The sequence below is a fragment of the Klebsiella sp. BIGb0399 genome (assembly GCF_003752615.1).
Taxonomy (GTDB): Bacteria; Pseudomonadota; Gammaproteobacteria; order Enterobacterales; family Enterobacteriaceae; genus Klebsiella; species Klebsiella lignicola.
This window is the reverse complement of the sequence record NZ_RKHT01000007.1, coordinates 87,907-110,010: the sequence shown is the minus strand read 5'-3', so window position 1 is coordinate 110,010 and position 22,104 is coordinate 87,907. Positions and strand designations below refer to the sequence as shown.

Below are 22,104 nucleotides of genomic sequence, written 5' to 3'. Positions count from 1 at the left end.
GTCCGTATTGCCGAATTAATATTGAGCATTGAGCCAAAAAAATATCACTGGATACATATGGTACCGTCAACATTTCTTCGTTCTAAACCCGCGCGTTGTCTGCCCGTACTGCTGGCCGCTCTGATCTTTGCTGGCTGCGGCACCCATACCCCGGATCAAAGCACGGCGTTTTTACAGGGTACAGCACAGGCAGATTCCAGTTATTACCTGCAACAAATGCAGCAAAGCTCGAATGATAGCAAGACCAACTGGCAATTACTCGCCATTCATGCGCTGCTGCAGGAAGGGAAAAAGCAGCAGGCCGTTGACCTGTTCAACCAGCTGCCGTCAAATCTCAATGCGGCACAGGCCCGGGAACAGTCCCTGCTGGCCGTGGAAGTGAAGCTGGCGATGAACGATTTCCAGGGCGCCCAGACGCTGCTGGATAAGCTTGATCCGGCCAGCCTGGAGCAACATCAGCAGTCACGCTACTGGCAGGCACAAATCGATGCCAGCCAGGGCCGTCCGTCTATTTCGTTACTGCGGGCGCTCATCGCCCAGCAGCCGCTGCTGACTCAACCGAAACAGCAGCAGCAGAATATCGACGCGACCTGGAAAGCGCTCACCACCATGAACCAGGATCAGGCCAACGCCCTGGTGATCAACGCCAATGAAAACGTCCTGCAAGGGTGGCTGGATCTGCAGCGTATGTGGTTCGATAACCGCAACGATCCCACCATGCTTAAAGCCGGGGTAAAAGACTGGCAGACCCGCTATCCGCAGAATCCGGGCGCCAAAATGCTGCCGACGGCGCTGGTGAATATGCAAAACTATCAACCGGCCTCGGTCAATAAGATTGCCCTGCTGCTGCCCTTAATCGGCCAGGCAGCCGTATTTGGTCGTACTATTCAGCAAGGTTTCGAAGCCGCCAAAAATGGCGCGCCTGCCGTTGCCGGCAGCGCCGTTCCTGCGCAGGTTGCCCAGGCGGTAAATGTCGCAACCAACGACGTCGTCAGCCCTTCTCAGGCCGAAGTGAACGACCTGACCTCCACCGGTACCGCCCAGGCGCCGGTGCAGGCCCCGGCCGCTGACCAGGCCCCGCCGACGACAACACCAGCGCCGGCCACCGCGACCACCGAACAACCTGCGGTCGCCACGCCTGCGGTTCAGGGCGTGGCGGCAACCCCGGCCAACCCGTCGGCAGAGCTGAAAATTTATGACACCAGCTCCCAGCCGATGAGCCAGCTGTTGGCGCAGGTGCAGCAGGATGGCGCGACCATCGTCGTCGGGCCGCTGCTCAAAAATAACGTCGAGGATGTTATCAAGAGCAATACCTCACTGAACGTGCTGGCGCTGAACCAGCCGGAGAAAGTCGAGAACCGCGCCAATATCTGCTACTTCGCGCTGTCGCCGGAAGATGAAGCCCGCGATGCGGCGCGTCATATCCACGATCAAGGTAAACAGACGCCGCTGCTGCTGGCGCCGCGCGGCGCTCTCGGCGATCGCGTGGTAAGCGCTTTCGCTAACGAATGGCTAAAACTGGGCGGCGGGACCGTCCTGCAGCAGCGTTTCGGCTCCACCTCCGAGCTCAAATCCAGCGTGAACAGCGGCATTTCATTGACCGGTACGCCGGTGTCAACGTTGCCGTCAGCGCAGGACAGCACCCTCGGCAGCGCGGAAGATGTGCCGGTTAGCAGCTCAGGCGGCGTCGATGCAACCTGGATCCTCGCCACACCAGAGCAGATTGGCTACATCAAACCGATGATCGCCGTGCGCAACGGTAGCCAAAGCGGCGCCACCCTGTACGCCAGCTCCCGTAGCGCTCAGGGCACCGCAGGTCCTGATTTCCGTCTGGAAATGGAAGGACTGCAGTTTAGCGAGATCCCAATGCTGGCCGGTAGCAATCCGGCGCTGATGCAGCAGGCGCTCTCTGCCGTACACAATGATTATTCGCTGGCTCGCCTGTATGCGATGGGCGCGGATGCCTGGTCGCTGGCTAACCATTTCTCCCAGATGCGCCAGACCCCGGGCTTCGAGCTGAATGGCAATACCGGCGATCTGACGGCCACGCCTGACTGTGTGATCACCAGGAAATTGTCATGGCTCAAGTACCAGCACGGACAGGTCGTCTCAGCCAACTAACCAAACAGACCGGCGACGCCTGGGAAAACCAGGCGCGTCGATGGCTGGAAGATCAAGGACTTCGGTTTGTCGCCGCCAACGCCCGTGAGCGAGGCGGCGAAATTGACCTCATCATGCGCGATGGTGTGACCACCGTGTTTGTGGAAGTGCGCTATCGTCGTAACGCCCGCTACGGCGATGCTGCCGCCAGCATCACGCAAAGAAAACAACAAAGGCTCCTGCAGGCCGCCCGTCTGTGGCTCTCCCGGCATAATGGGAGCTTTGACACTGTGGATTGCCGTTTCGATGTGGTAGCCTTCACCGGAAACGACATCCAATGGCTAAAAAACGCCTTTGGCGAATAGCGTAAATGAATTAAGGGATCCCGTGCTCGATCGAATTAAAGCCTGTTTCACTGAAAGTATTCAAACTCAAATCGCTGCAGCGGAAGCGCTCCCGGATGCTATCTCCCGTGCGGCCATGACGCTTGTGCAGTCGCTGCTTAATGGCAACAAAATCCTCTGTTGTGGCAATGGCACCTCTGCCGCCAACGCACAGCATTTTGCTGCCAGCATGATTAATCGTTTTGAAACAGAGCGCCCTGGTTTACCCGCCATTGCACTAAATACCGATAATGTGGTCTTAACCGCAATTGCCAACGATCGCCTGCATGACGAGATTTATGCCAAGCAGGTGCGCGCGTTGGGTCACGCTGGCGATGTCCTGCTGGCGATCTCCACACGAGGCAATAGTCGGGACATAGTGAAAGCCGTTGAAGCGGCGGTGACCCGCGACATGACCATTGTCGCGCTGACCGGCTACGACGGTGGTGAGCTTGCGGGCCTGTTGGGCCAGCAGGATGTCGAAATCCGCATTCCTTCTCATCGCAGCGCGCGAATTCAGGAGATGCATATGCTCACCGTCAACTGCCTGTGCGATTTGATTGATAACACGCTTTTTCCACACCAGGACGATTAAGGAGAACACATGAAGGCTCTCTCGCCCCTCGCCATCATTCTGTCTGCACTACTGCTACAAGGATGCGTTGCCGCAGCGGTAGTCGGCACCGCAGCTGTCGGCACCAAAGCCGCCACGGACCCGCGTACCGTCGGTACCCAGGTTGATGACAGCACGCTGGAACTGCGCGTCAACAGCGCGCTATCGAAAGACGAACAGATTAAGAAACAGGCCCGGATTAACGTCACGGCTTATCAGGGTAAAGTCCTGCTGACCGGTCAGTCACCGACGTCAGACCTGTCCGCACGCGCAAAACAAATTGCGATGGGCGTCGAAGGGACCACGGAAGTGTTTAACGAAGTTCGCCAGGGCCAGCCGATTGGCTTAGGCACCGCCTCTTCTGATACGTGGGTAACCACCAAAGTGCGTTCCCAGTTGCTGGGCACCGATCAGGTGAAATCGTCGAACGTCAAAGTGACCACCGAGAATGGTGAAGTGTTCCTGATGGGGCTGGTCACCGATCGCGAAGGGCGTGCGGCGGCGGATATCGCCAGCCGGGTCAGCGGCGTATCTCGCGTCACGACCGCCTTTACCTACATCAAATAAGTCCCAGCGCCCGCCCCTTTCCCGGGGGCGGTGTGTTTCGTCGCCCGGACAGGCGTGCAGCGCCGCCTCCGGGAAGATCATCAGATTAACGCCAGTCCACCCACGACAGCACCGCACAATGCCACCAGCCCGCCGGTCAACCACAGCGCTTTCGCCGGAAATGCCTTATGCAGCATAATCAACGACGGCACGCTGACCGCAGGCAGGGTAATCAACAGCGCCAGCGCCGGTGCAAACCCCATTCCCGCCAGCATCATGGTCTGCACGATGGGGATCTCTGCCGCCGTCGGGATCACAAACAGACAGCCGGCAATCGCCATCGCAATAACCCAGAACAGCGTGTTACCGACCACGCCATCGGCATGTGGGAACAGCCAGACTCGGGCGGCGCCAAGCACCAGCACCGCCAGGATATAGACCGGGATCGTACTCCAGAACAGCGTCCACAGCGCGCTCAGCCAGCGGGAGAAAAAGTGCCCCGGTTCGCTCTCGTCGATGACGGGCACGGTTGAAGGTTGCGTTGCCGCCTCTTTCACCCATTTTTGAACCAGCGTCGCGACAATCAGCACCGTCGCCAGCCCCGCCACAAGCCGAATCAGCGCAAACTGCCAGCCCAGTACAAACCCCATGAACACCAGCGTCGCCGGGTTCAGCAGCGGATTGCCCATCCAGAACGCCAGCGCGCCGCCCATCGACACCTGTTGCTTACGCATCCCCGCCGCTACCGGCGCGGCGCAGCAGGTACACATCATGCCGGGAAGCGCGAACAGCACGCCGGAGAGCGTCCCAAGAAAGCGCGTTTGCCCCAGCGTGCGTAGCAGCCAGTTGCGCGGGATCAGGACCTGAATCAACGAGCCGAGCAGGACGCCCAGCACCGCCGCTTTCCAGACCGCCAGGAAGTAGACCAGCGCATAGTCCCATGCCGCTTTCAGCGGGTTGGCGTCAGCCTGAGCGAGGATCGATTTGCCGATGCTGTGGGTTTCTGCGGCCGTAAACGCTTTGCCGTAGTACGGCTGCCATTTAACGATCCACAGACCAACGATCACGACGAGAAAAAAGAGTGCGGGTGTCCACCATTGAAACGGTGTTGCCGCCTGAGATGAAGACTGACCAGCCATAGCATTCCCCAGGAAAAATGTGGTGATAAAGTGAAGCGCAGAATACTACGCTTCGCTGGCCGCAATTTCACGCAGTTTTGCCGAGGGCAGAATCGTGACGCCCTCCCGCGCGGGCGCAAGCGCTTCGCTCAGCATCGCCTGGGCCACATCCCGGGCGCGGATCGATTTCCAGTTCCCTGGCAACAGGCTGAACAACGGCGCCAGCAGCGCTTCGTTGGCCCTGGTTTTTTCGCGTTCACCCAGCAGCATCGAGGGACGCAGGATCGTCAGCTGCTGCCACGGCTGCGCGCGCAACGCCGCTTCCATCTCACCTTTAACCCGGTTGTAGAAAAACATCGAATGCGCATTGGCGCCCATCGCGCTGACCACCAGCATATGCTTTGCGCCAAGGCGCAGGCCCGTCAACGCCGTATCCACCACCAGCGTGTAGTCCGCCTGAACAAACGCGGCTTTGCTGCCCGCATCCCGCCGCGTGGTGCCCAGACAGCAGAACACGATATCGATTGGATCGACCACCAGCGCCAGCGCATCGCTCAGCTGCGGGTCGTGAGGATTGAACACCCCTGCGGCATCCGCCAGCGGACGGCGGGTTGCGACGGTGATTGCCGTGATGCCCGGCGCCTGCCTCAACATTCGAAGTAAGTGCCCACCAACTAACCCGGTCGCCCCGGTAATCAAGACCCGACTCATCATACCTCCAGAAAAAATCACCCTGCCGCGGCGGCAGCCGCTCTCACCACAGTATGCAGGCAGTATGAGATTCTGCACGCCTGGCGCCGGCTTTTACGCGCTTTCAGCGTCGCGTAGCCAGTGCAGTTTGGTGCCAAAACCCAGGGTGTTATCGGTAAATTTAAGCTCATCGGGACGGATTTCCCAGACCGGCGCGGGCAGCATTCTGGCCACCGGAAAACGGCTGACATAGCGCTTGCGCATCGCCGCTTCCTCGTCGCCAGAGAGGCGGCGGATTTCACCTTTGAACTGGACGCCACGGATCCGGGCGACGGTTTTCGGCTGGCCATTCACGGTACCGGCAACCTGCGCTCGAGGGCCGCTCATCCGCCCGTGTCGGGTGTTATCATCGCTCAGGAGATAAAAGGCAACGCGTTCTGAGTCATACACGTAAAACGCGTTGGCGCACCACAATTCGCCCTCGCTGGCCACACACCAGGTAATAACGTGCTGTTTGCTCAGCCAGCGGCCGATAGCAGCAAGCGTATCCATCTTTACTCTCCAGTATGCTATGGTGCACCCACCTTAACATACCGATCTCACTGCCGTGTGCTGGTTTCTTTATTTGATACGTACCGCCGATAATCGTCTCTATACCGGGATTACGACCGATGTCTCACGCCGTTTTTGCCAGCATCAGGAGGGTAAAGGGGCGAAGGCATTGCGGGGAAAAGGGGCGCTGCAGCTGGCGTTTAGCCAGGAAGTTGGTGAACACTCACTTGCACTACGGCTCGAGTACCGCATCAAGCAGCTAACGAAGCGCCAGAAAGAGCGCCTCGTTGCCGGAGATGGTTCTTTCGAGACCCTGCTGGAGAGTCTCAGAAGCGATTGAAGTGGTCGCTGTACTCCACCAGGCCATGCACACCTTCCAGCGCGTCTTCGGCCAGAGGGCGAACCTGAAATGCCTCGGCGCTATCCGGCCAGCGGCAACGCAGATCGAAACGGGCTGCCGGCTCAAAGCCCAGGCGGCCATACAAGGCCGGGTCGCCTAATGTGACGACGGCGGCGTAGCTAAATTCATTCAGGGAATCCAGCCCTTCGTAAACCAGCTGGCTGCCGATACCCTGTCCGCGGTAGTTTTCGTCCACCGCCAGCGGGGCCAGACCGACCCATTGCAGCTCTTCGCCTTCGACAGTGACCGGGCTGAAGGCAACATAGCCGATAACCTGCCCTTCATCGTCGGTCGCGACCACGCCGAGCGTGATCAGGCCGTCTTCCCGTAAATCGTGCACCAGCTGCGCTTCAGCCTCGTTGCCAAACGTACGACGCAATAAGGCGTCGATTCCCGGTGCATCAATCCCAATTTCAACTCGAATCAGCATGCCTCACCTACCGATGTCTGTTCAGGTTTCTGCGGGCTGCTTAGCCCAGCTTCAACAAAGTCCGCCATTTGCAGCAGCATTACGCGTAGCGCTTTCGGCATCTGCTCCAGCTCGATGGCATCCATCAGGTTTTTTACATACAGCCCCAGCTCGGTATCGCCTTCAATCACCAGTCGACGCTGGAAAAACAGCGTATCCGGATCCTGTTTACGCGCGGCAATCATCAGCAGATCGCTGGCATCGGCGCTGAAGCTCACGTCGGCTTGCGCCATTGAGCTCACCACCAGCCGCCCGTCGCTTACCGAGGTATACCACAGCAAACCGATATCACGCACATTAATACTTAACCAGCGGCCTTCGAGAAAATCCAGCTCGCCATCTTCCAGTGCCTGACGGAACTGCCAGCTTAACACCTGCTCCAGCACCTGACGCTTGAGGGCAAAAGGCGCCAGCTTAACCGGCACGCTCAGTAAAGACGGGCCAAAGTGGACCAGCCGGGAACGCAATTTATCCAACACAAGCCTTACTCCATGAAAGCAATCGTTCCACTATTGTGCCATATCAAATAAACGACATAGCGGCGTAAATCAACAAAATCGCGTCGACAGGTTCCTATTATTGAATCCGTCAATACGCTTTTAACTGCCTCAAATCAAGAATTGTCACCAGAAGGTTAACTAAAATCCCTGCTCATTAACCCTAATTAGCGTCCCTCCGGGCCGCATTTTTCCAGGAAAAATTATGGAGCTGCTCTGCCCAGCCGGTAATCTTCCGGCACTTAAGGCGGCCATCGAAAACGGTGCCGATGCCGTCTATATTGGGCTGAAAGATGACACCAACGCCCGCCACTTTGCCGGTCTGAATTTCACCGAAAAGAAACTGCAGGAAGCCGTCAGCTTTGTTCATCAGCATCGTCGTAAACTGCATATTGCGATCAATACTTTTGCTCACCCTGACGGCTACGTCCGTTGGCAGCGTGCGGTAGACATGGCGGCCCAGCTGGGTGCTGACGCCTTAATTCTGGCCGACATCGCGATGCTGGAGTACGCCGCCGAGCGCTATCCGCATATTGAGCGCCACGTTTCGGTGCAGGCTTCGGCCACTAACGAAGAGGCGGTGCGCTTCTATCACCGTAATTTCGACGTCGCCCGGGTGGTATTGCCACGGGTACTCTCGATCCATCAGGTGAAGCAGCTGGCGCGCACCACGCCGGTTCCGCTGGAGGTTTTCGCCTTCGGTAGCCTGTGCATCATGGCGGAAGGCCGTTGCTACCTCTCCTCTTACCTGACGGGCGAATCGCCAAATACCGTCGGCGCCTGTTCGCCTGCGCGCTTCGTTCGCTGGCAACAAACGCCCCAGGGGCTGGAGTCGCGCCTGAACGAAGTCCTGATTGACCGTTATCAGGATGGGGAAAACGCTGGCTACCCGACGCTGTGCAAAGGCCGGTATCTGGTGGATGGCGAGCGCTATCATGCGCTGGAAGAGCCAACCAGCCTGAATACGCTGGAGCTGCTGCCGGAACTGATGGCGGCAAATATTGCGTCGGTGAAAATTGAAGGCCGTCAGCGCAGCCCCGCCTACGTCACCCAGATCGCGAAAGTCTGGCGTCAGGCGATCGATCGCTGCAAAGCCGACCCGCAGCACTTTATCCCGCAGTCCGCGTGGATGGAGACGCTCGGCGCGATGTCTGAAGGGACGCAAACCACTCTTGGCGCCTACCACCGTAAATGGCAGTGAGAAACGTGATGAAATATTCGTTAGGGCCGGTGCTTTACTACTGGTCAAAAGAGACGCTGGACGATTTTTACCAGCAGGCAGCCAGCTCCAGCGCCGATACCATCTATCTGGGCGAAGCGGTATGCAGTAAACGTCGAGCCACCAAAGTGGGCGACTGGCTTGAGATGGCGAAAACCCTGGCCGGCAGCGGCAAGCAGGTGGTGATCTCAACCCTCGCGCTTGTTCAGGCCTCTTCTGAGTTAGGCGAGCTGAAGCGCTATGTCGATAATGGCGAATTTCTGATCGAAGCCAGCGACCTGGGCGTGGTGAATATGTGCGCCGAACGTCGACTGCCGTTTGTCGCCGGTCATGCGCTCAACTGCTATAACGCCGTCACCCTGCGTTTACTGCAAAAACAGGGAATGGTGCGTTGGTGCATGCCGGTTGAACTTTCCCGCGACTGGCTGGTGAACCTGCTCACGCAGTGTGAAGAACTGGGGATCCGCGACCGGTTTGAAGTGGAAGTGCTGAGCTACGGCCATCTGCCGCTGGCCTACTCTGCCCGCTGCTTTACCGCCCGTTCCGAAGACCGTCCGAAAGACGAATGCGAAACCTGCTGCATCAAGTACCCGAACGGGCGCAACGTGCTGTCGCAGGAGAATCAGCAGGTCTTCGTCCTGAACGGTATCCAGACCATGAGCGGCTATGTGTACAACCTGGGTAACGAGCTGGCATCGATGCAGGGGCTGGTCGATATGGTACGTCTGTCGCCGCTTGGCAATGAGACCTTTGCCATGCTGGACGCCTTCCGCGCCAATGAAAATGGCGGCGCACCGCTGCCGCTTATCGCCAACAGCGATTGTAACGGTTACTGGAAGCGACTGGCCGGGCTGGAACTGCAATCCTGAAAATAGCTCACTTTGTTAACAACACGTCTCGTTTTTTCATGCAGTATTAACGCTGCAGCTTTTCTGGCCGGCGCATGCTGAATGCGCCAGGCTGGAATAAGACCTTCAATCTGATGACGATGCTGTAACAAAGTGAGCCTTTATGACTGACAAATCTATTCCGTTCTCGGTGCTCGATCTGGCGCCGATCCCGCAAGGAGCCTCTGCGCGAGAAGCCTTCTCCCACTCTTTAGACCTGGCGCAGCTGGCTGAAAAACGCGGCTATTACCGCTACTGGCTGGCGGAGCACCACAATATGGTCGGGATCGCCAGCGCCGCAACCTCGGTGCTTATCGGCTATCTTGCCGCCAACACCACCACGCTGCACCTGGGTTCCGGTGGCGTCATGCTGCCCAACCACGCGCCGCTGGTGATTGCCGAGCAGTTTGGCACCCTGAATACGCTCTATCCCGGACGAATTGACCTTGGGCTCGGCCGCGCGCCGGGCAGCGACCAGCCGACAATGCGCGCGTTGCGCCGCCACATGAGCGGAGATGTCGACAATTTCCCGCGCGATGTTGCCGCTCTGGTGGACTGGTTTGATGCCCGCGATCCTAATCCGCACGTGCGCCCGGTGCCCGGCTACGGGGAAAAGATCCCGGTGTGGCTGCTCGGTTCCAGCCTGTACAGCGCCCAGCTGGCAGCGCAGCTTGGACTACCTTTTGCCTTCGCCTCACACTTCGCGCCGGACATGCTGTTGCAGGCCCTGCATCTCTACCGGACCCAGTTCAAGCCGTCCGCGCGGTTAGCCCAACCGTATGCCATGGTATGCATTAATATCATCGCCGCCGACAGCAATCGTGATGCGGAATTCCTGTTTACCTCGATGCAGCAGGCGTTTGTGAAACTGCGCCGCGGCGAAACCGGCCAGCTACCACCGCCGGTGGAGAATATGCACCAGCTGTGGTCCGCTTCTGAGCAGTACGGCGTGCAGCAGGCGCTGAGCATGTCGCTGGTCGGGGACAAAACCAAGATTCGCCACGGGCTGGAGTCTGTATTGCGTGATACCCAGGCCGACGAGCTGATGGTGAACGGCCAGATCTTCGATCATCAGGCGCGGTTGCATTCGTTTGAGTTAGCGATGCAGGTGAAAGAGGAATTGCTGGGTTAATGTCTGTTTCCGCTTCCCGGCTGGGATGAATACCAACCGGGAAGCGTTGAAATTATTGATAAACAGGCAGGATGTTAAAGCTCGATAAGAAATGGACCACCACGTTTCCGGCACCGAACAGCAGAATCAGCACAATCATCGGCATTCCACCCCAGACGCGAAACTGTGGGCTACCGAAGCGCTTACGTGATGCGCGGGCCAGCAGCGCCGGCACAATCGCCGCCCAGATGGTCGCCGCTAACCCGGCATAACCGATGGCATACAGAAAACCGTCAGGCTGCAGCAGGCCGCCGATCATCGGTGGAACGAAGGTCAGCAGCGCCGTTTTAAAGCGTCCCAGAGCCGAATCATCAAAACCAAACAGATCGGCCAGATAGTCAAACAGGCCCAGCGTCACTCCGAGGAATGAACTGGCAACCGCGAAGTTTGAAAACACGACCAGCAACAGGTCCAGGCTACGGCTGTTGAGCACGCCGCTCAGCGCCTGCACCAGCACATCAATGTTACCGCCTTTCTGCGCGATACCCACAAACTCCGGGCGCGGAATATTGCCCATTGTCACCAGTAACCAGATGACATACAGCCCCAGCGCCAGCAGCGTGCCGTATACCAGACAACGGACGATGGTGCGCGGATCCTTGCCATAATACTTCATCAGACTCGGCACATTACCGTGATAGCCAAATGACGCCAGGCAAAACGGCAGCGTCATCAGCAGGTACGGCGTGTAGGAGGCATTTTTTTCAGCGACGTTAAACAGCGTGGTCGGTTCAACATGCCCCAGCAGGCTGCCAAAGGTCAGGAAAAAGGTGATGACCTTTGCGCCCAACACAATCGCCGTCATCCGGCTCACCGCTTTGGTGCTCAACCAGACGATAAAAGCGACCAGCAGCGCAAAGCCAAAGCCCGCCGCCCGCGCCGGCACGTCTAGCGAAAGTTCAGAAAACGTATGGTGCAGGATCGAACCGCTGGCCGAAATGTAGGCGTAGGTCAGGATATAAAGGACGAAGGCAATGGAAAGCCCATTAATCAGGTTCCAGCCTTTGCCGAGCAGGTCTTTGGTGATGGTGTCAAAACTGGAACCAATGCGGTAGTTCAGGTTCGCTTCCAGAATCATCAGCCCGGAGTGCAGCATACAGAACCAGGTGAAGACCAGAGCGGCCAGCGACCAGAAGAACCACGCACCGGACATAACCACCGGCAGCGAAAACATTCCTGCGCCAATAATGGTCCCGCCGATAATCACCACGCCGCCAAACAGGGACGGTCGGGTTTCCGTAGTGGTAAGTGTCGCCATTTAACGCAATCTCCAGTCAATCATGCTTTTAGTTATTAACGCGAAGCACTGTACCAGTACATGAGTACAAAAGGAATAAAAAAAGCCCCAATCATCACGATCGGGGCTGTATTATTTACTTTACGCTAGCGGAGTGCGCTAATTACGCATCGCCACCGAAACGACGACGACCAGCGGAATCATCACGGCGCGGTGCAGCTGCATCATCACGACGCGGTGCGCGACCTTCACGACGTTCGCCGCTGAAACGACGACCATCACCACGGCCACCTTCGCGACGCTCACCGCTGAAATTACGGCCGCCTTCACGACGCTCGCCACCGAATGCACGACCGCCTTCGCGACGTTCACCACCGCCACGACGCTCGCCGCCACGGTCCGGACGCGGCTGAGCATCGCCCAGCAGCTGCATGTTCATCGGCTTGTTCAGGATGCGGGTGCGAGTAAAGTGCTGCAGAACTTCGCCCGGCATGCCTTTCGGCAGTTCGATAGTGGAGTGGGTACCAAACAGCTTGATGTTACCGATGTAACGGCTGCTGATGTCGCCTTCGTTAGCGATAGCGCCAACGATGTGACGAACTTCAACACCATCATCACGGCCCACTTCAATGCGATACAGTTCCATATCACCTACGTCACGACGCTCGCGCTTCGGACGATCTTCACCACCACGTTCCGGACGGTCGCCACGCGGGCCACGGTCATTACGATCGTTACGACGTTCGAAACGATCGTCGCGATCGCGGAATTCACGCTTAGGACGCATCGGAGCATCCGGCGGCAGAATCAGCGGACGCTCGCCCTGAGCCATTTTCAGCAGTGCTGCGGCCAGAGTTTCGATATCCAGTTCTTCACCTTCGGCGGACGGCTTGATGTTCGCCAGCAGCGCACGGTACTGATCCAGATCGCTGCTTTCCAGCTGCTGCTGAATTTTCGCGGCGAATTTTTCCAGACGGCGTTTGCCCAGCAGCTCTGCGTTCGGCAGTTCTACTTCTGGAATCGTCAGCTTCATGGTGCGTTCGATGTTACGCAGCAGGCGGCGTTCGCGGTTCTCAACGAACAGCAGCGCACGGCCAGCACGACCCGCACGACCGGTACGGCCGATACGGTGAACGTAAGATTCTGAGTCCATCGGGATGTCGTAGTTAACAACCAGGCTGATACGTTCAACGTCGAGGCCACGAGCCGCAACGTCGGTCGCAATCAGGATGTCCAGACGACCATCTTTCAGACGTTCCAGAGTCTGCTCACGCAGGGACTGGTTCATGTCACCGTTCAGCGCGGCGCTGTTATAGCCGCTACGCTCCAGCGCTTCTGCCACTTCCAGGGTCGCGTTTTTGGTACGAACGAAGATAATCGCCGCATCAAAATCTTCCGCTTCCAGGAAACGCACCAGCGCTTCGTTTTTACGCATACCGTAAGCAGTCCAGTAGCTCTGGCTGATGTCCGGGCGAGTAGTTACGCTGGACTGGATGCGCACTTCCTGCGGCTCTTTCATAAAGCGGCGGGTAATACGACGGATCGCTTCCGGCATAGTGGCAGAGAACAGAGCGGTCTGATGACCTTCTGGGATCTGAGCCATAATTGTTTCTACGTCTTCGATGAAGCCCATGCGCAGCATTTCGTCAGCTTCATCCAGCACCAGACCGCTCAGTTTAGAGAGATCCAGCGTACCGCGCTTCAGGTGGTCCAGCAGACGACCCGGGGTACCGACGACGATCTGTGGTCCCTGGCGCAGTGCACGCAGCTGCACGTCATAACGCTGGCCGCCGTAAAGGGCTACCACGTTTACGCCGCGCATATGTTTAGAGAATTCCGTCATCGCTTCAGCAACCTGTACCGCCAGTTCGCGGGTCGGCGCCAGCACCAGAATTTGCGGTGCTTTGAGCTCAGGATCAAGGTTGTTCAGCAGCGGTAAAGAGAACGCTGCAGTTTTACCGCTACCAGTCTGGGCCATACCCAGAACGTCGCGGCCGCCCAGCAGGTGCGGAATGCACTCAGCCTGGATCGGAGATGGTTTTTCGTAACCCAGATCGTTAAGGGCTTCAAGGATAGGAGCCTTCAGGCCCAGATCTGCAAAAGTGGTTTCGAATTCAGCCATGTAGTACGTGTGCCTCAAAATTAATGGCGGCCAGTCTACATAACTCAACGTGAAAATTTAGAGTAATTTTCATTGAAAAGTGTGAACCGGCTCAAAGTAGGTGTATTAACGAACAACAACGCCCTCACCCGTAAAGGTGATGGCAAACAAAAAATGGGCTGATGTGTGTTCGTCAGCTATTGCTGGTCCGATTCTGCCAGGTCATCTTGCTCCTGGCCCAAGAGCGATAATTCCAACAATGCGTATCGGTGCTCAACGTAGTTGTGAACGTTGTTTGCGACCGCCAGTTTGAACAGTGCCGTAGCGCTGTCCCTGTCCCCCAGACTTAGGTAGTACTTACCTAAATAGAAGTTGGTTTCACTGAGATGCTCAGCGAGCGAGGTGTTATCCGTTGCGTCTGCCTTCAAACGATCCATCAGCGTTTTTTCGCTAATATCGTTAAGGTAGAACTCGACAATGTTCCATCCCCATTGTTCTTTATCCGATTTATCGAAGCGCTGTTTCAGTGCTTCAAGTGCCTGCTTCTCGTCGAGTTTGCGCTCAGCGAGGTAAAGCCACAGACTACGGAAAGGATCATTGGGATCGTCTTGATAAAACGCCAGCAGATCATCTTGCGCTAACTTAGCACGACCGCCGTAATACAGAGCGATGCCGCGATTTAAGTGCGCGTAGTTGTAAGTTGGATCAAGCTCAAGTACAGAATCAAACGCTTCATAGGCAGCATCAAAATTGCCTGCCTGCGTTAAATAAATGCCTAAGTAATTGAATACTTCAGGCATATCTGGTCGGATTGCCAGCGCTTGTGAAAAATCATTTCGCGCTAATGCCCTCAGACCGAGACTATCATACAACACTCCGCGCTCATATAAAAGCTGTGCGCGTTCGTCATCGGTTAAAGCCCGACTGGCAAGAATTTGTTCCATGCGCGCCAGAATCACTTCTTGCTGCAAAGTCGGTTGCAATGGCACCGCGAGGACTGCGTCCTTACGCCAGGCAGAGTTGCTGCATCCTGCCAGCGTGAGAGCTGTCGCCACGAAACACCAGCGCAAAAAAGGCTTCATTTCCCACTCCCGAAGACAACGATTGGATGAACGTCCAGTTCCCCGACTGCAAACAAGGCGTCCTGCCCGTAATAAGCCCTCCGCCAGAGCGGAGGGCAAACGGCAATCTTACTCGCCTTGCTCAGCAGCCGGAGCTTCCGGTGCAGCGGCAGGCTGAGTTTGTTCAGCTGCTTCTTTAATGCTCAGACGAACACGGCCCTGACGGTCAACTTCCAGTACCTTAACCGGTACTTCCTGACCCATCTGCAGGTAGTCAGTCACTTTCTCTACACGCTTATCAGCGATCTGAGAAATATGCACCAGACCTTCTTTACCGCCGCCGATGGCAACGAATGCGCCAAAGTCAACGATACGGGTCACTTTACCATTGTAGACGCGGCCCACTTCGATCTCAGCAGTGATCTCTTCGATACGACGGATAGCGTGCTGTGCTTTGTCGCCATCAGTTGCTGCGATTTTCACGGTACCGTCATCTTCGATTTCGATGGTGGTGCCGGTCTCTTCGGTCAGCGCACGGATAACAGAACCGCCTTTACCGATAACGTCTTTGATCTTGTCCGGGCTGATCTTGATGGTGTGGATACGCGGTGCGAATTCAGAGATATCGCCGCGCGGCGCGTTAATCGCCTGCTCCATAACACCCAGGATGTGCAGACGTGCACCTTTAGCCTGGTTCAGGGCAACCTGCATGATCTCTTTGGTGATACCTTCAATTTTGATATCCATCTGCAGTGCAGAGATACCGTCGCGGGAGCCCGCTACTTTGAAGTCCATATCACCCAGGTGGTCTTCATCACCCAGAATGTCAGACAGAACAACGTAGTTGTCGCCTTCTTTTACCAGGCCCATTGCGATACCAGCAACGGCGGCTTTCACCGGCACGCCAGCATCCATCAGCGCCAGAGAAGCACCACACACGGAAGCCATAGAAGAAGAACCGTTAGATTCGGTGATTTCAGAAACCACACGTACGGTGTACGGGAATTCTTCAGTGGTCGGCATAACGGCCAGCACGCCGCGCTTAGCCAGACGACCGTGACCGATTTCACGACGCTTCGGTGAACCTACCATGCCGGTCTCACCAACGGAGTACGGAGGGAAGTTGTAGTGGAACAGGAAGGAGTCAGTACGCTCGCCCATCAGTTCATCGATGTTCTGTGCATCACGTGCAGTACCCAGGGTCGCGGTAACCAGCGCCTGCGTTTCGCCACGGGTGAACAGTGCAGAACCGTGAGTACGCGGCAGTACGCCGGTACGAACGTCCAGGCCACGGATCATATCTTTTTCACGACCATCGATACGCGGTTCGCCTGCCAGTACGCGGCTACGAACAGCATTTTTCTCGATAGCGTGCAGGATTTCACCCAGTTCGTTAGCGTCCAGGGTTTCGTCTTCTGCAACCAGCGTAGCGATGACTTCAGCTTTGATCGCGTCAATCTGCGCGTAACGCTCTTGCTTGTCGGTGATACGGTAAGCGTCGCTCAGACGAGCTTCAGCCAGTGCAGCAACGCGCGCGTTCAGCGCTTCGTTGACGGCTTCAGGCTGCCAGTCCCAACGCGGTTTGCCCGCTTCTTTCACGAGGTCGTTGATGGTCTGAATAACAATCTGCTGCTGCTCATGGCCAAAGACCACGGCGCCCAGCATCTGGTCTTCGCTCAGCAGTTCTGCTTCGGATTCAACCATCAGTACAGCAGCTTCGGTACCGGCAACAACCAGGTCCAGCTTACTTTCTTTCAGCTCATCCTGAGTCGGGTTCAGTACGTACTGGTCGTTGATGTAGCCAACACGTGCGGAACCGATAGGACCGTTGAATGGGATACCAGACAGGGACAGAGCCGCGGAAGCACCAATCATGGCGACGATATCCGGGTTAACCTGCGGGTTAACGGAAACAACGGTAGCGATAACCTGAACTTCGTTAACGAAGCCTTCCGGGAACAGCGGACGAACCGGGCGGTCAATCAGACGCGCGATCAGGGTTTCGCCTTCGCTTGGACGGCCTTCACGACGGAAGAAACCACCCGGGATTTTACCGGCAGCGTAGGTACGCTCCTGGTAGTTAACGGTCAGCGGGAAGAAGTCCTGACCTGGTTTAGCTTTTTTCTGACCAACAACGGTAACGAATACCGCAGTGTCATCCATGCTCACCATGACGGCGGCACTGGCCTGACGAGCCATCATGCCGGTTTCCAGGGTGACGGTATGTTGGCCGTACTGGAATTTACGAACGATCGGATTTAGCAAGATTCTATCCTTTATATCAATTGGTGACGCTATATCCACGACATAGCATCGTTGACCCGATCTTTTGCATCCTCGCGACTAATGACAACCTTTACCCGTTTCTACAGGTCAAGCCTCTCATTAGCCGCGCGAACCTCTGCACAAAGATCATTAATAGCAACAATACATGAGTTTTTAGTGAATTGCTGCCGCCCGGTCGAAAAAAGGGGCCCTGAGGCCCCTTCTTCTGAAACTCGCAGAATTAGCGACGCAGACCCAGACGCTCGATCAGCGCAGAGTAACGTGCAACATCTTTACGTTTCAGGTAGTCGAGCAGTTTACGACGCTGGGAAACCATGCGCAGCAGACCACGACGGCTGTGGTGATCTTTTTTATGCTCGGAGAAGTGACCCTGCAGATGGTTAATCTGTGCAGTCAGCAGTGCAACCTGAACTTCGGTAGAACCGCTGTCGTTTTCGCCACGACCAAACTCAGAAACGATTTTTGCTTTAGCTTCAACGCTTAGAGACATTTTAAAACTCCAAATTGAAAAGAAAGAAAGGGTGCCGATCTCTAATTCAGCGACCCCCGATGTAACACCCGAAAATGTTAAAACACTTTTGCGGACGTTAAGCGGCGATATTCTACTCGCAGCCGGCTTTTATCGCAAGAACAGCCCTCAAGCTGGGTATTCAACAACCAGGCGACGTGGTGCCACGCGGCCTTCATCGTCAATCTCACCCATCCCGAGAAACGTCCCGGCTTCACCTTCGGTGACACGAACCAGCCCCTGGAACGGCACGCCTGATGTGCGAACCGGGTTACCGTTCTTAAAGTAAACAGCCGATGTTTCTGGAATATTAACCACCGGATAATCCGATGCCGGACTGTCCATCGGCATCAGCAGCGGGTCAAGCAGCTCCGCGGCAGGAATATCCTGCGCGGCGGCCTGTTCGACCAGCGCCTGAAGCTGTTCCAGCGTCACCATCCGCTCAACCGGATATTTGCTGACAGCCAGACGACGCAGGAAAATCACATGCGCGCCGCAGCCCAGCTTCTCACCTAAATCGTCGATAATCGTACGAATATAGGTGCCTTTTGAGCAGTGAATTTCCAGCTCCAGCTCGTCACCTTCATGACGGATAAACAGCAGTTCGTAGACGGTAATCGGGCGGGCTTCACGCGGCACGTCAATCCCCTGACGGGCATATTCGTACAGCTTTTTCCCCTGGTACTTCAGCGCCGAGTACATCGACGGTACCTGCTGGGTTTCGCCACGAAAACTGTCCAGCGCTGCCGCCAGCTGTTCATCGCTAAACGTCAGCGGGCGCTCTTCAACCACCTGACCATCGGCGTCGGAGGTATCGGTGCGCTGCCCGAGTTTGGCAATCACGCGATAGCGCTTATCGGAATCCAGCAGGTACTGAGAGAACTTGGTGGCTTCGCCAAGGCAAACCGGCAGCATGCCGGTTGCCAGCGGATCCAGCGCACCGGTGTGCCCTGCCCGGTTCGCGTTATAAAGACGTTTTACTTTTTGCAGTACATCGTTGCTGGAGGCGCCCTGAGGCTTATCCAGCAGCAGTACGCCGTGCACATCACGACCGCGACGACGAGGACGACTCATTAGTCCTCCTTGCTGTCGTCCGGGTTCACACGACGTTCATCGTCATGTTTCACCACGCTGGTCACCAGGTTGGACATGCGCATCCCTTCGACCAGTGAGTTGTCGTAGAAGAAGGTCAGTTCCGGCACGATACGCAGGCGCATCGCTTTACCCAGCAGAGAACGGATGAAGCCGGATGCTTCCTGTAACGCTTTGATACCCGCTTTAACCGCGGCTTCGTCTTTGTCGTTCAGAAAGGTCACAAACACTTTGGCATAAGCCAGATCGCGGGACATTTCGACGCCAGAGACTGTCGTCATCATACCCAGACGCGGGTCTTTAATTTCACGCTGCAGGATGATAGCAATTTCTTTTTGCATCTCCTGAGCCACACGCTGCGGGCGACCGAATTCTTTCGCCATAATAGATTCTCCAGATAAAGACAAAAAAGGGGCCTTAGCCCCTTTTTAGAATGCGTGCCGGGTGGCGCTGTGCTAACCCGGCCTACCATCAGCAATTAAGCGATAGTACGTTGGATTTCAATGATTTCGAATACTTCGATCATATCGCCAACGCGAACGTCGTTGTAGTTCTTAACACCGATACCACATTCCATGCCGTTACGGACTTCGTTAACGTCATCTTTGAAGCGGCGCAGGGATTCCAGCTCGCCTTCGTAGATAACCACGTTGTCACGCAGAACGCGGATTGGGTTATGACGCTTGATGATACCTTCGGTAACCATACAGCCCGCGATGGCGCCGAATTTCGGCGATTTGAACACATCACGCACTTCAGCCAGACCAATGATCTGCTGTTTCAGTTCCGGAGACAGCATGCCGCTCATCGCTGCTTTCACTTCGTCGATCAGGTTATAGATGACGGAGTAGTAACGCAGATCCAGGCTTTCCGCTTCGATAACTTTACGTGCAGATGCATCAGCACGTACGTTGAAGCCCACCAGGATAGCGTTGGATGCCGCAGCCAGGGTCGCGTCGGTTTCGGTAATACCACCGACACCAGAACCAATGATCTTCACTTTTACTTCGTCGGTGGACAGTTTCAGTAAAGAATCAGAGATCGCTTCCACAGAGCCCTGAACGTCTGCTTTCAGTACCACGTTCACTTCGTGAACTTCGCCTTCAGTCATGTTAGCAAACATGTTCTCAAGCTTGGACTTCTGCTGACGTGCCAGTTTGACTTCGCGGAATTTGCCCTGACGATACAGCGCAACTTCACGCGCTTTTTTCTCGTCACGAACAACGGTCACTTCGTCACCGGCAGCCGGAACACCGGACAGACCGAGGATTTCCACCGGAATGGACGGACCTGCTTCCAGAACTTCCTGACCCAGTTCGTTACGCATTGCACGAACGCGGCCATATTCGAAGCCACACAGAACGATATCGCCTTTGTTCAGAGTACCTTCACGTACCAGAACGGTAGCAACCGGACCACGACCTTTATCCAGGAAGGATTCGATAACCGCACCGCTTGCCATACCCTTACGAACGGCTTTCAGCTCCAGAACTTCAGCCTGCAGCAGGATGGCGTTCAGCAGATCGTCGATACCGGTACCGGCTTTCGCAGATACTGGGATGAACTGAGATTCGCCGCCCCACTCTTCCGGCATAACGCCGTACTGAGACAGTTCGTTTTTAACACGATCCATGTCAGCTTCTGGTTTGTCGATTTTGTTCACTGCAACGACTACCGGTACCTGCGCTGCTTTCGCGTGCTGGATAGCTTCGATAGTTTGCGGCATCACGCCATCATCGGCAGCAACAACCAGAACAACGATATCCGTTGCCTGAGCACCACGAGCACGCATGGAGGTAAACGCGGCGTGACCCGGGGTATCCAGGAAGGTGATCATCCCGTTTTCAGTTTCAACGTGATATGCACCAATGTGCTGGGTAATGCCACCCGCTTCGCCAGATGCCACTTTCGTTGAACGAATGTAGTCCAGCAGCGAGGTTTTACCGTGGTCAACGTGACCCATAATGGTCACAACCGGTGCACGGGCTTCTGCCGCAGCGCCAGTATCACGGTCGCTCATTACCGCTTCTTCCAGCTCGTTTTCACGACGCAGGATAACTTTGTGACCCATCTCTTCGGCAACCAGCTGTGCGGTTTCCTGGTCGATGACCTGGTTGATGGTCGCCATTGCGCCCAGCTTCATCATTGCTTTGATGACCTGAGAACCTTTGACGGCCATTTTGTTGGCCAGGTCACCCACGGTGATGGTTTCGCCAATGATAACGTCACGGTTTACAGCCTGCGCAGGCTTCTGGAAGCCCTGTTGCAGAGAAGAACCTTTACGCTTACCACCTTTACCGCCACGAACGGCTGCACGAGCCTCTTCACGGTCGGCTTTGGATTCTGCGTGCTTGTTACCTTTCTTCTGAGGACGTGCGGCTTTGGCGTTACGGCCACGGCCACGACCACCTTCAACTTCGCGGTCATTGTCATCTTCAGCCTGACGGGCATGCTGAGAGGTGGTCACGTGGTAATCGCTGGTGTCTTCAGTCGGCTCGGCATTCACACCATTTTTCTCATTTTCTTCGGCCATGCGGCGGGCATCTTCCGCAACACGACGCGCTTCTTCTTCAAGCTTACGACGCGCTTCTTCTTCAGATTTGCGCTTCAGCTCTGCTGATTCGTTTTCACGGCGGATCTTTTCAGCCTGGGCGGTTTTGGTCATATCGTCGGTTTGTTGATTGCTCACTTTGTCTTTTTCCGCGGCTTCACGTTTCGCTTTCTCAGCGACTTCACGTTTAGCTTGTTCTGCGGCCTCGCGTTCAGCTTTTAATTGCGCCTCTCGCTTGGCAGTTTCTTCTGCTTCACGATGGGCTTGCTCTTCCGCTTCACGCTGCGCCTGCTCTTCCGCGGCAAGGCGTTCTGCCTCTTGCGGATCGCGTTTCACAAAGGTGCGTTTCTTGCGGACTTCGATTTGTACCGATTTACTCTTTCCACCGGTACCTGGAATATTCAACGTGCTACGCGTTTTGCGCTGCAGCGTTAACTTGTCGGGCGCCGAGCCGTGTTCACGGTTCAGGTGCGACAACAAGGTCTGTTTCTCTTGCGCTGTCACAGAATCATCAGCCGATTTGCGAATCCCTGCATCAGCAAACTGCTGTATCAGGCGATCCACAGAGGTCTGAATCTCTGAGGCCAGCGCTTTAATGGTCACATCTGTCATGCTGTTCCTTC

The 22,104-nt window shown here is 56.1% G+C and carries 22 protein-coding genes; 8 read left to right on the top strand and 14 right to left on the bottom strand.

Features of this window, described 5'->3' with window-relative positions:
- Positions 1 to 57: 57 nt before the first annotated feature.
- From EDF82_RS15095 to dolP, 4 genes are read left to right on the top strand one after another with little or no spacing between them, the layout of a single operon-like run.
- Entirely contained in the window at positions 58 to 2,121 is a 2,064-nt protein-coding gene (locus EDF82_RS15095; protein ID WP_123756350.1) for a penicillin-binding protein activator, read from the top strand.
- Complete coding sequence (locus EDF82_RS15090) at positions 2,079 to 2,465, top strand: YraN family protein (RefSeq protein ID WP_123756349.1); 387 nt, start codon at positions 2,079 to 2,081, stop codon at positions 2,463 to 2,465. Before EDF82_RS15095 ends, EDF82_RS15090 begins: the two co-directional genes overlap by 43 nt.
- A 22-nt stretch (positions 2,466 to 2,487) precedes the next feature.
- Positions 2,488 to 3,078 carry a DnaA initiator-associating protein DiaA gene (gene diaA / locus EDF82_RS15085; RefSeq protein ID WP_002918211.1) on the top strand — a complete coding sequence of 197 codons (591 nt, stop codon included), beginning with the start codon at positions 2,488 to 2,490 and terminating at the stop codon, positions 3,076 to 3,078.
- Between the two features lie 9 nt (positions 3,079 to 3,087).
- Entirely contained in the window at positions 3,088 to 3,663 is a 576-nt protein-coding gene (dolP, locus tag EDF82_RS15080) for a division/outer membrane stress-associated lipid-binding lipoprotein (protein WP_123756348.1), read from the top strand.
- An 80-nt stretch (positions 3,664 to 3,743) separates the two neighbouring features.
- Here dolP and EDF82_RS15075 read toward each other — a convergent pair whose 3' ends face one another.
- The 3 genes from EDF82_RS15075 to EDF82_RS15065 all read right to left on the bottom strand — a co-directional run bounded on the left by EDF82_RS15075 (position 3,744) and on the right by EDF82_RS15065 (position 6,002).
- Positions 3,744 to 4,781 carry a permease gene (locus EDF82_RS15075; RefSeq protein WP_123756347.1) on the bottom strand — a complete coding sequence of 346 codons (1,038 nt, stop codon included), beginning with the start codon at positions 4,779 to 4,781 and terminating at the stop codon, positions 3,744 to 3,746.
- 45 nt (positions 4,782 to 4,826) lie between these two features.
- Positions 4,827 to 5,471, bottom strand: a complete 645-nt coding sequence (locus EDF82_RS15070; protein WP_123756346.1) for an NAD(P)H-binding protein — start codon at positions 5,469 to 5,471, stop codon at positions 4,827 to 4,829.
- A gap of 93 nt (positions 5,472 to 5,564) precedes the next feature.
- Positions 5,565 to 6,002 carry a YhbP family protein gene (locus EDF82_RS15065; RefSeq protein WP_123756345.1) on the bottom strand — a complete coding sequence of 146 codons (438 nt, stop codon included), beginning with the start codon at positions 6,000 to 6,002 and terminating at the stop codon, positions 5,565 to 5,567.
- Between the two features lie 55 nt (positions 6,003 to 6,057).
- On the opposite strand from EDF82_RS15065, the gene EDF82_RS15060 reads away from it, so the two are divergent.
- Entirely contained in the window at positions 6,058 to 6,342 is a 285-nt protein-coding gene (locus EDF82_RS15060; RefSeq protein ID WP_123756344.1) for a GIY-YIG nuclease family protein, read from the top strand.
- On the opposite strand, the gene EDF82_RS15055 is transcribed toward EDF82_RS15060, so the two are convergent.
- Together EDF82_RS15055 and EDF82_RS15050 are read right to left on the bottom strand one after the other, a co-directional pair.
- Complete coding sequence (locus EDF82_RS15055; RefSeq protein ID WP_123756343.1) at positions 6,329 to 6,832, bottom strand: GNAT family N-acetyltransferase; 504 nt, start codon at positions 6,830 to 6,832, stop codon at positions 6,329 to 6,331. The two genes, EDF82_RS15060 and EDF82_RS15055, sit on opposite strands and share 14 nt — an antisense overlap.
- Entirely contained in the window at positions 6,826 to 7,350 is a 525-nt protein-coding gene (locus EDF82_RS15050) for an SCP2 domain-containing protein (protein ID WP_123756342.1), read from the bottom strand. The genes EDF82_RS15055 and EDF82_RS15050 overlap by 7 nt, the downstream gene beginning before the upstream one ends.
- A 223-nt stretch (positions 7,351 to 7,573) precedes the next feature.
- Here EDF82_RS15050 and EDF82_RS15045 point away from each other — a divergent pair, with 223 nt between their 5' ends.
- From EDF82_RS15045 to EDF82_RS15035, 3 genes are all read left to right on the top strand, one after another.
- The gene (locus tag EDF82_RS15045; protein ID WP_123756341.1) at positions 7,574 to 8,569 is read left to right on the top strand and encodes a peptidase U32 family protein; all 996 of its coding nucleotides are present in this window, start codon (positions 7,574 to 7,576) and stop codon (positions 8,567 to 8,569) included.
- The gene (locus EDF82_RS15040) at positions 8,560 to 9,456 is read left to right on the top strand and encodes a U32 family peptidase (protein WP_123756340.1); all 897 of its coding nucleotides are present in this window, start codon (positions 8,560 to 8,562) and stop codon (positions 9,454 to 9,456) included. The genes EDF82_RS15045 and EDF82_RS15040 overlap by 10 nt, the downstream gene beginning before the upstream one ends.
- Before the next feature lie 142 nt (positions 9,457 to 9,598).
- The gene (locus EDF82_RS15035) at positions 9,599 to 10,606 is read left to right on the top strand and encodes a luciferase-like monooxygenase (RefSeq protein ID WP_123756339.1); all 1,008 of its coding nucleotides are present in this window, start codon (positions 9,599 to 9,601) and stop codon (positions 10,604 to 10,606) included.
- A 52-nt stretch (positions 10,607 to 10,658) separates the two neighbouring features.
- Here EDF82_RS15035 and mtr read toward each other — a convergent pair whose 3' ends face one another.
- The 9 genes from mtr to infB form a co-directional block, all read right to left on the bottom strand.
- Positions 10,659 to 11,903 (bottom strand): tryptophan permease, encoded by a 1,245-nt coding sequence (gene mtr, locus EDF82_RS15030; protein ID WP_123756338.1) that lies wholly within the window; start codon positions 11,901 to 11,903, stop codon positions 10,659 to 10,661.
- Positions 11,904 to 12,045: 142 nt separating this feature from the next.
- Positions 12,046 to 14,004 carry a DEAD/DEAH family ATP-dependent RNA helicase gene (locus EDF82_RS15025; protein ID WP_123756337.1) on the bottom strand — a complete coding sequence of 653 codons (1,959 nt, stop codon included), beginning with the start codon at positions 14,002 to 14,004 and terminating at the stop codon, positions 12,046 to 12,048.
- Positions 13,997 to 14,077, bottom strand: a complete 81-nt coding sequence (gene yrbN, locus EDF82_RS15020) for a protein YrbN (RefSeq protein WP_099001532.1) — start codon at positions 14,075 to 14,077, stop codon at positions 13,997 to 13,999. The genes EDF82_RS15025 and yrbN overlap by 8 nt, the downstream gene beginning before the upstream one ends.
- A 103-nt stretch (positions 14,078 to 14,180) precedes the next feature.
- The gene (nlpI, locus tag EDF82_RS15015) at positions 14,181 to 15,065 is read right to left on the bottom strand and encodes a lipoprotein NlpI (protein ID WP_123756336.1); all 885 of its coding nucleotides are present in this window, start codon (positions 15,063 to 15,065) and stop codon (positions 14,181 to 14,183) included.
- 108 nt (positions 15,066 to 15,173) lie between these two features.
- Positions 15,174 to 17,309 (bottom strand): polyribonucleotide nucleotidyltransferase, encoded by a 2,136-nt coding sequence (gene pnp, locus EDF82_RS15010; protein ID WP_123756335.1) that lies wholly within the window; start codon positions 17,307 to 17,309, stop codon positions 15,174 to 15,176.
- Positions 17,310 to 17,550: 241 nt separating this feature from the next.
- Entirely contained in the window at positions 17,551 to 17,820 is a 270-nt protein-coding gene (gene rpsO, locus EDF82_RS15005; RefSeq protein WP_123756334.1) for a 30S ribosomal protein S15, read from the bottom strand.
- Between the two features lie 147 nt (positions 17,821 to 17,967).
- Positions 17,968 to 18,912 (bottom strand): tRNA pseudouridine(55) synthase TruB, encoded by a 945-nt coding sequence (gene truB / locus EDF82_RS15000; protein WP_123756333.1) that lies wholly within the window; start codon positions 18,910 to 18,912, stop codon positions 17,968 to 17,970.
- On the bottom strand, positions 18,912 to 19,313 hold the full coding sequence (gene rbfA, locus EDF82_RS14995; RefSeq protein WP_004106092.1) for a 30S ribosome-binding factor RbfA: 402 nt from the start codon (positions 19,311 to 19,313) through the stop codon (positions 18,912 to 18,914). The genes truB and rbfA overlap by 1 nt, the downstream gene beginning before the upstream one ends.
- A gap of 95 nt (positions 19,314 to 19,408) precedes the next feature.
- Positions 19,409 to 22,093: a translation initiation factor IF-2 gene (infB, locus tag EDF82_RS14990; RefSeq protein ID WP_123756332.1), complete on the bottom strand. Its 2,685-nt coding sequence runs from the start codon at positions 22,091 to 22,093 to the stop codon at positions 19,409 to 19,411.
- Between the last annotated feature and the right edge of the window lie 11 nt (positions 22,094 to 22,104).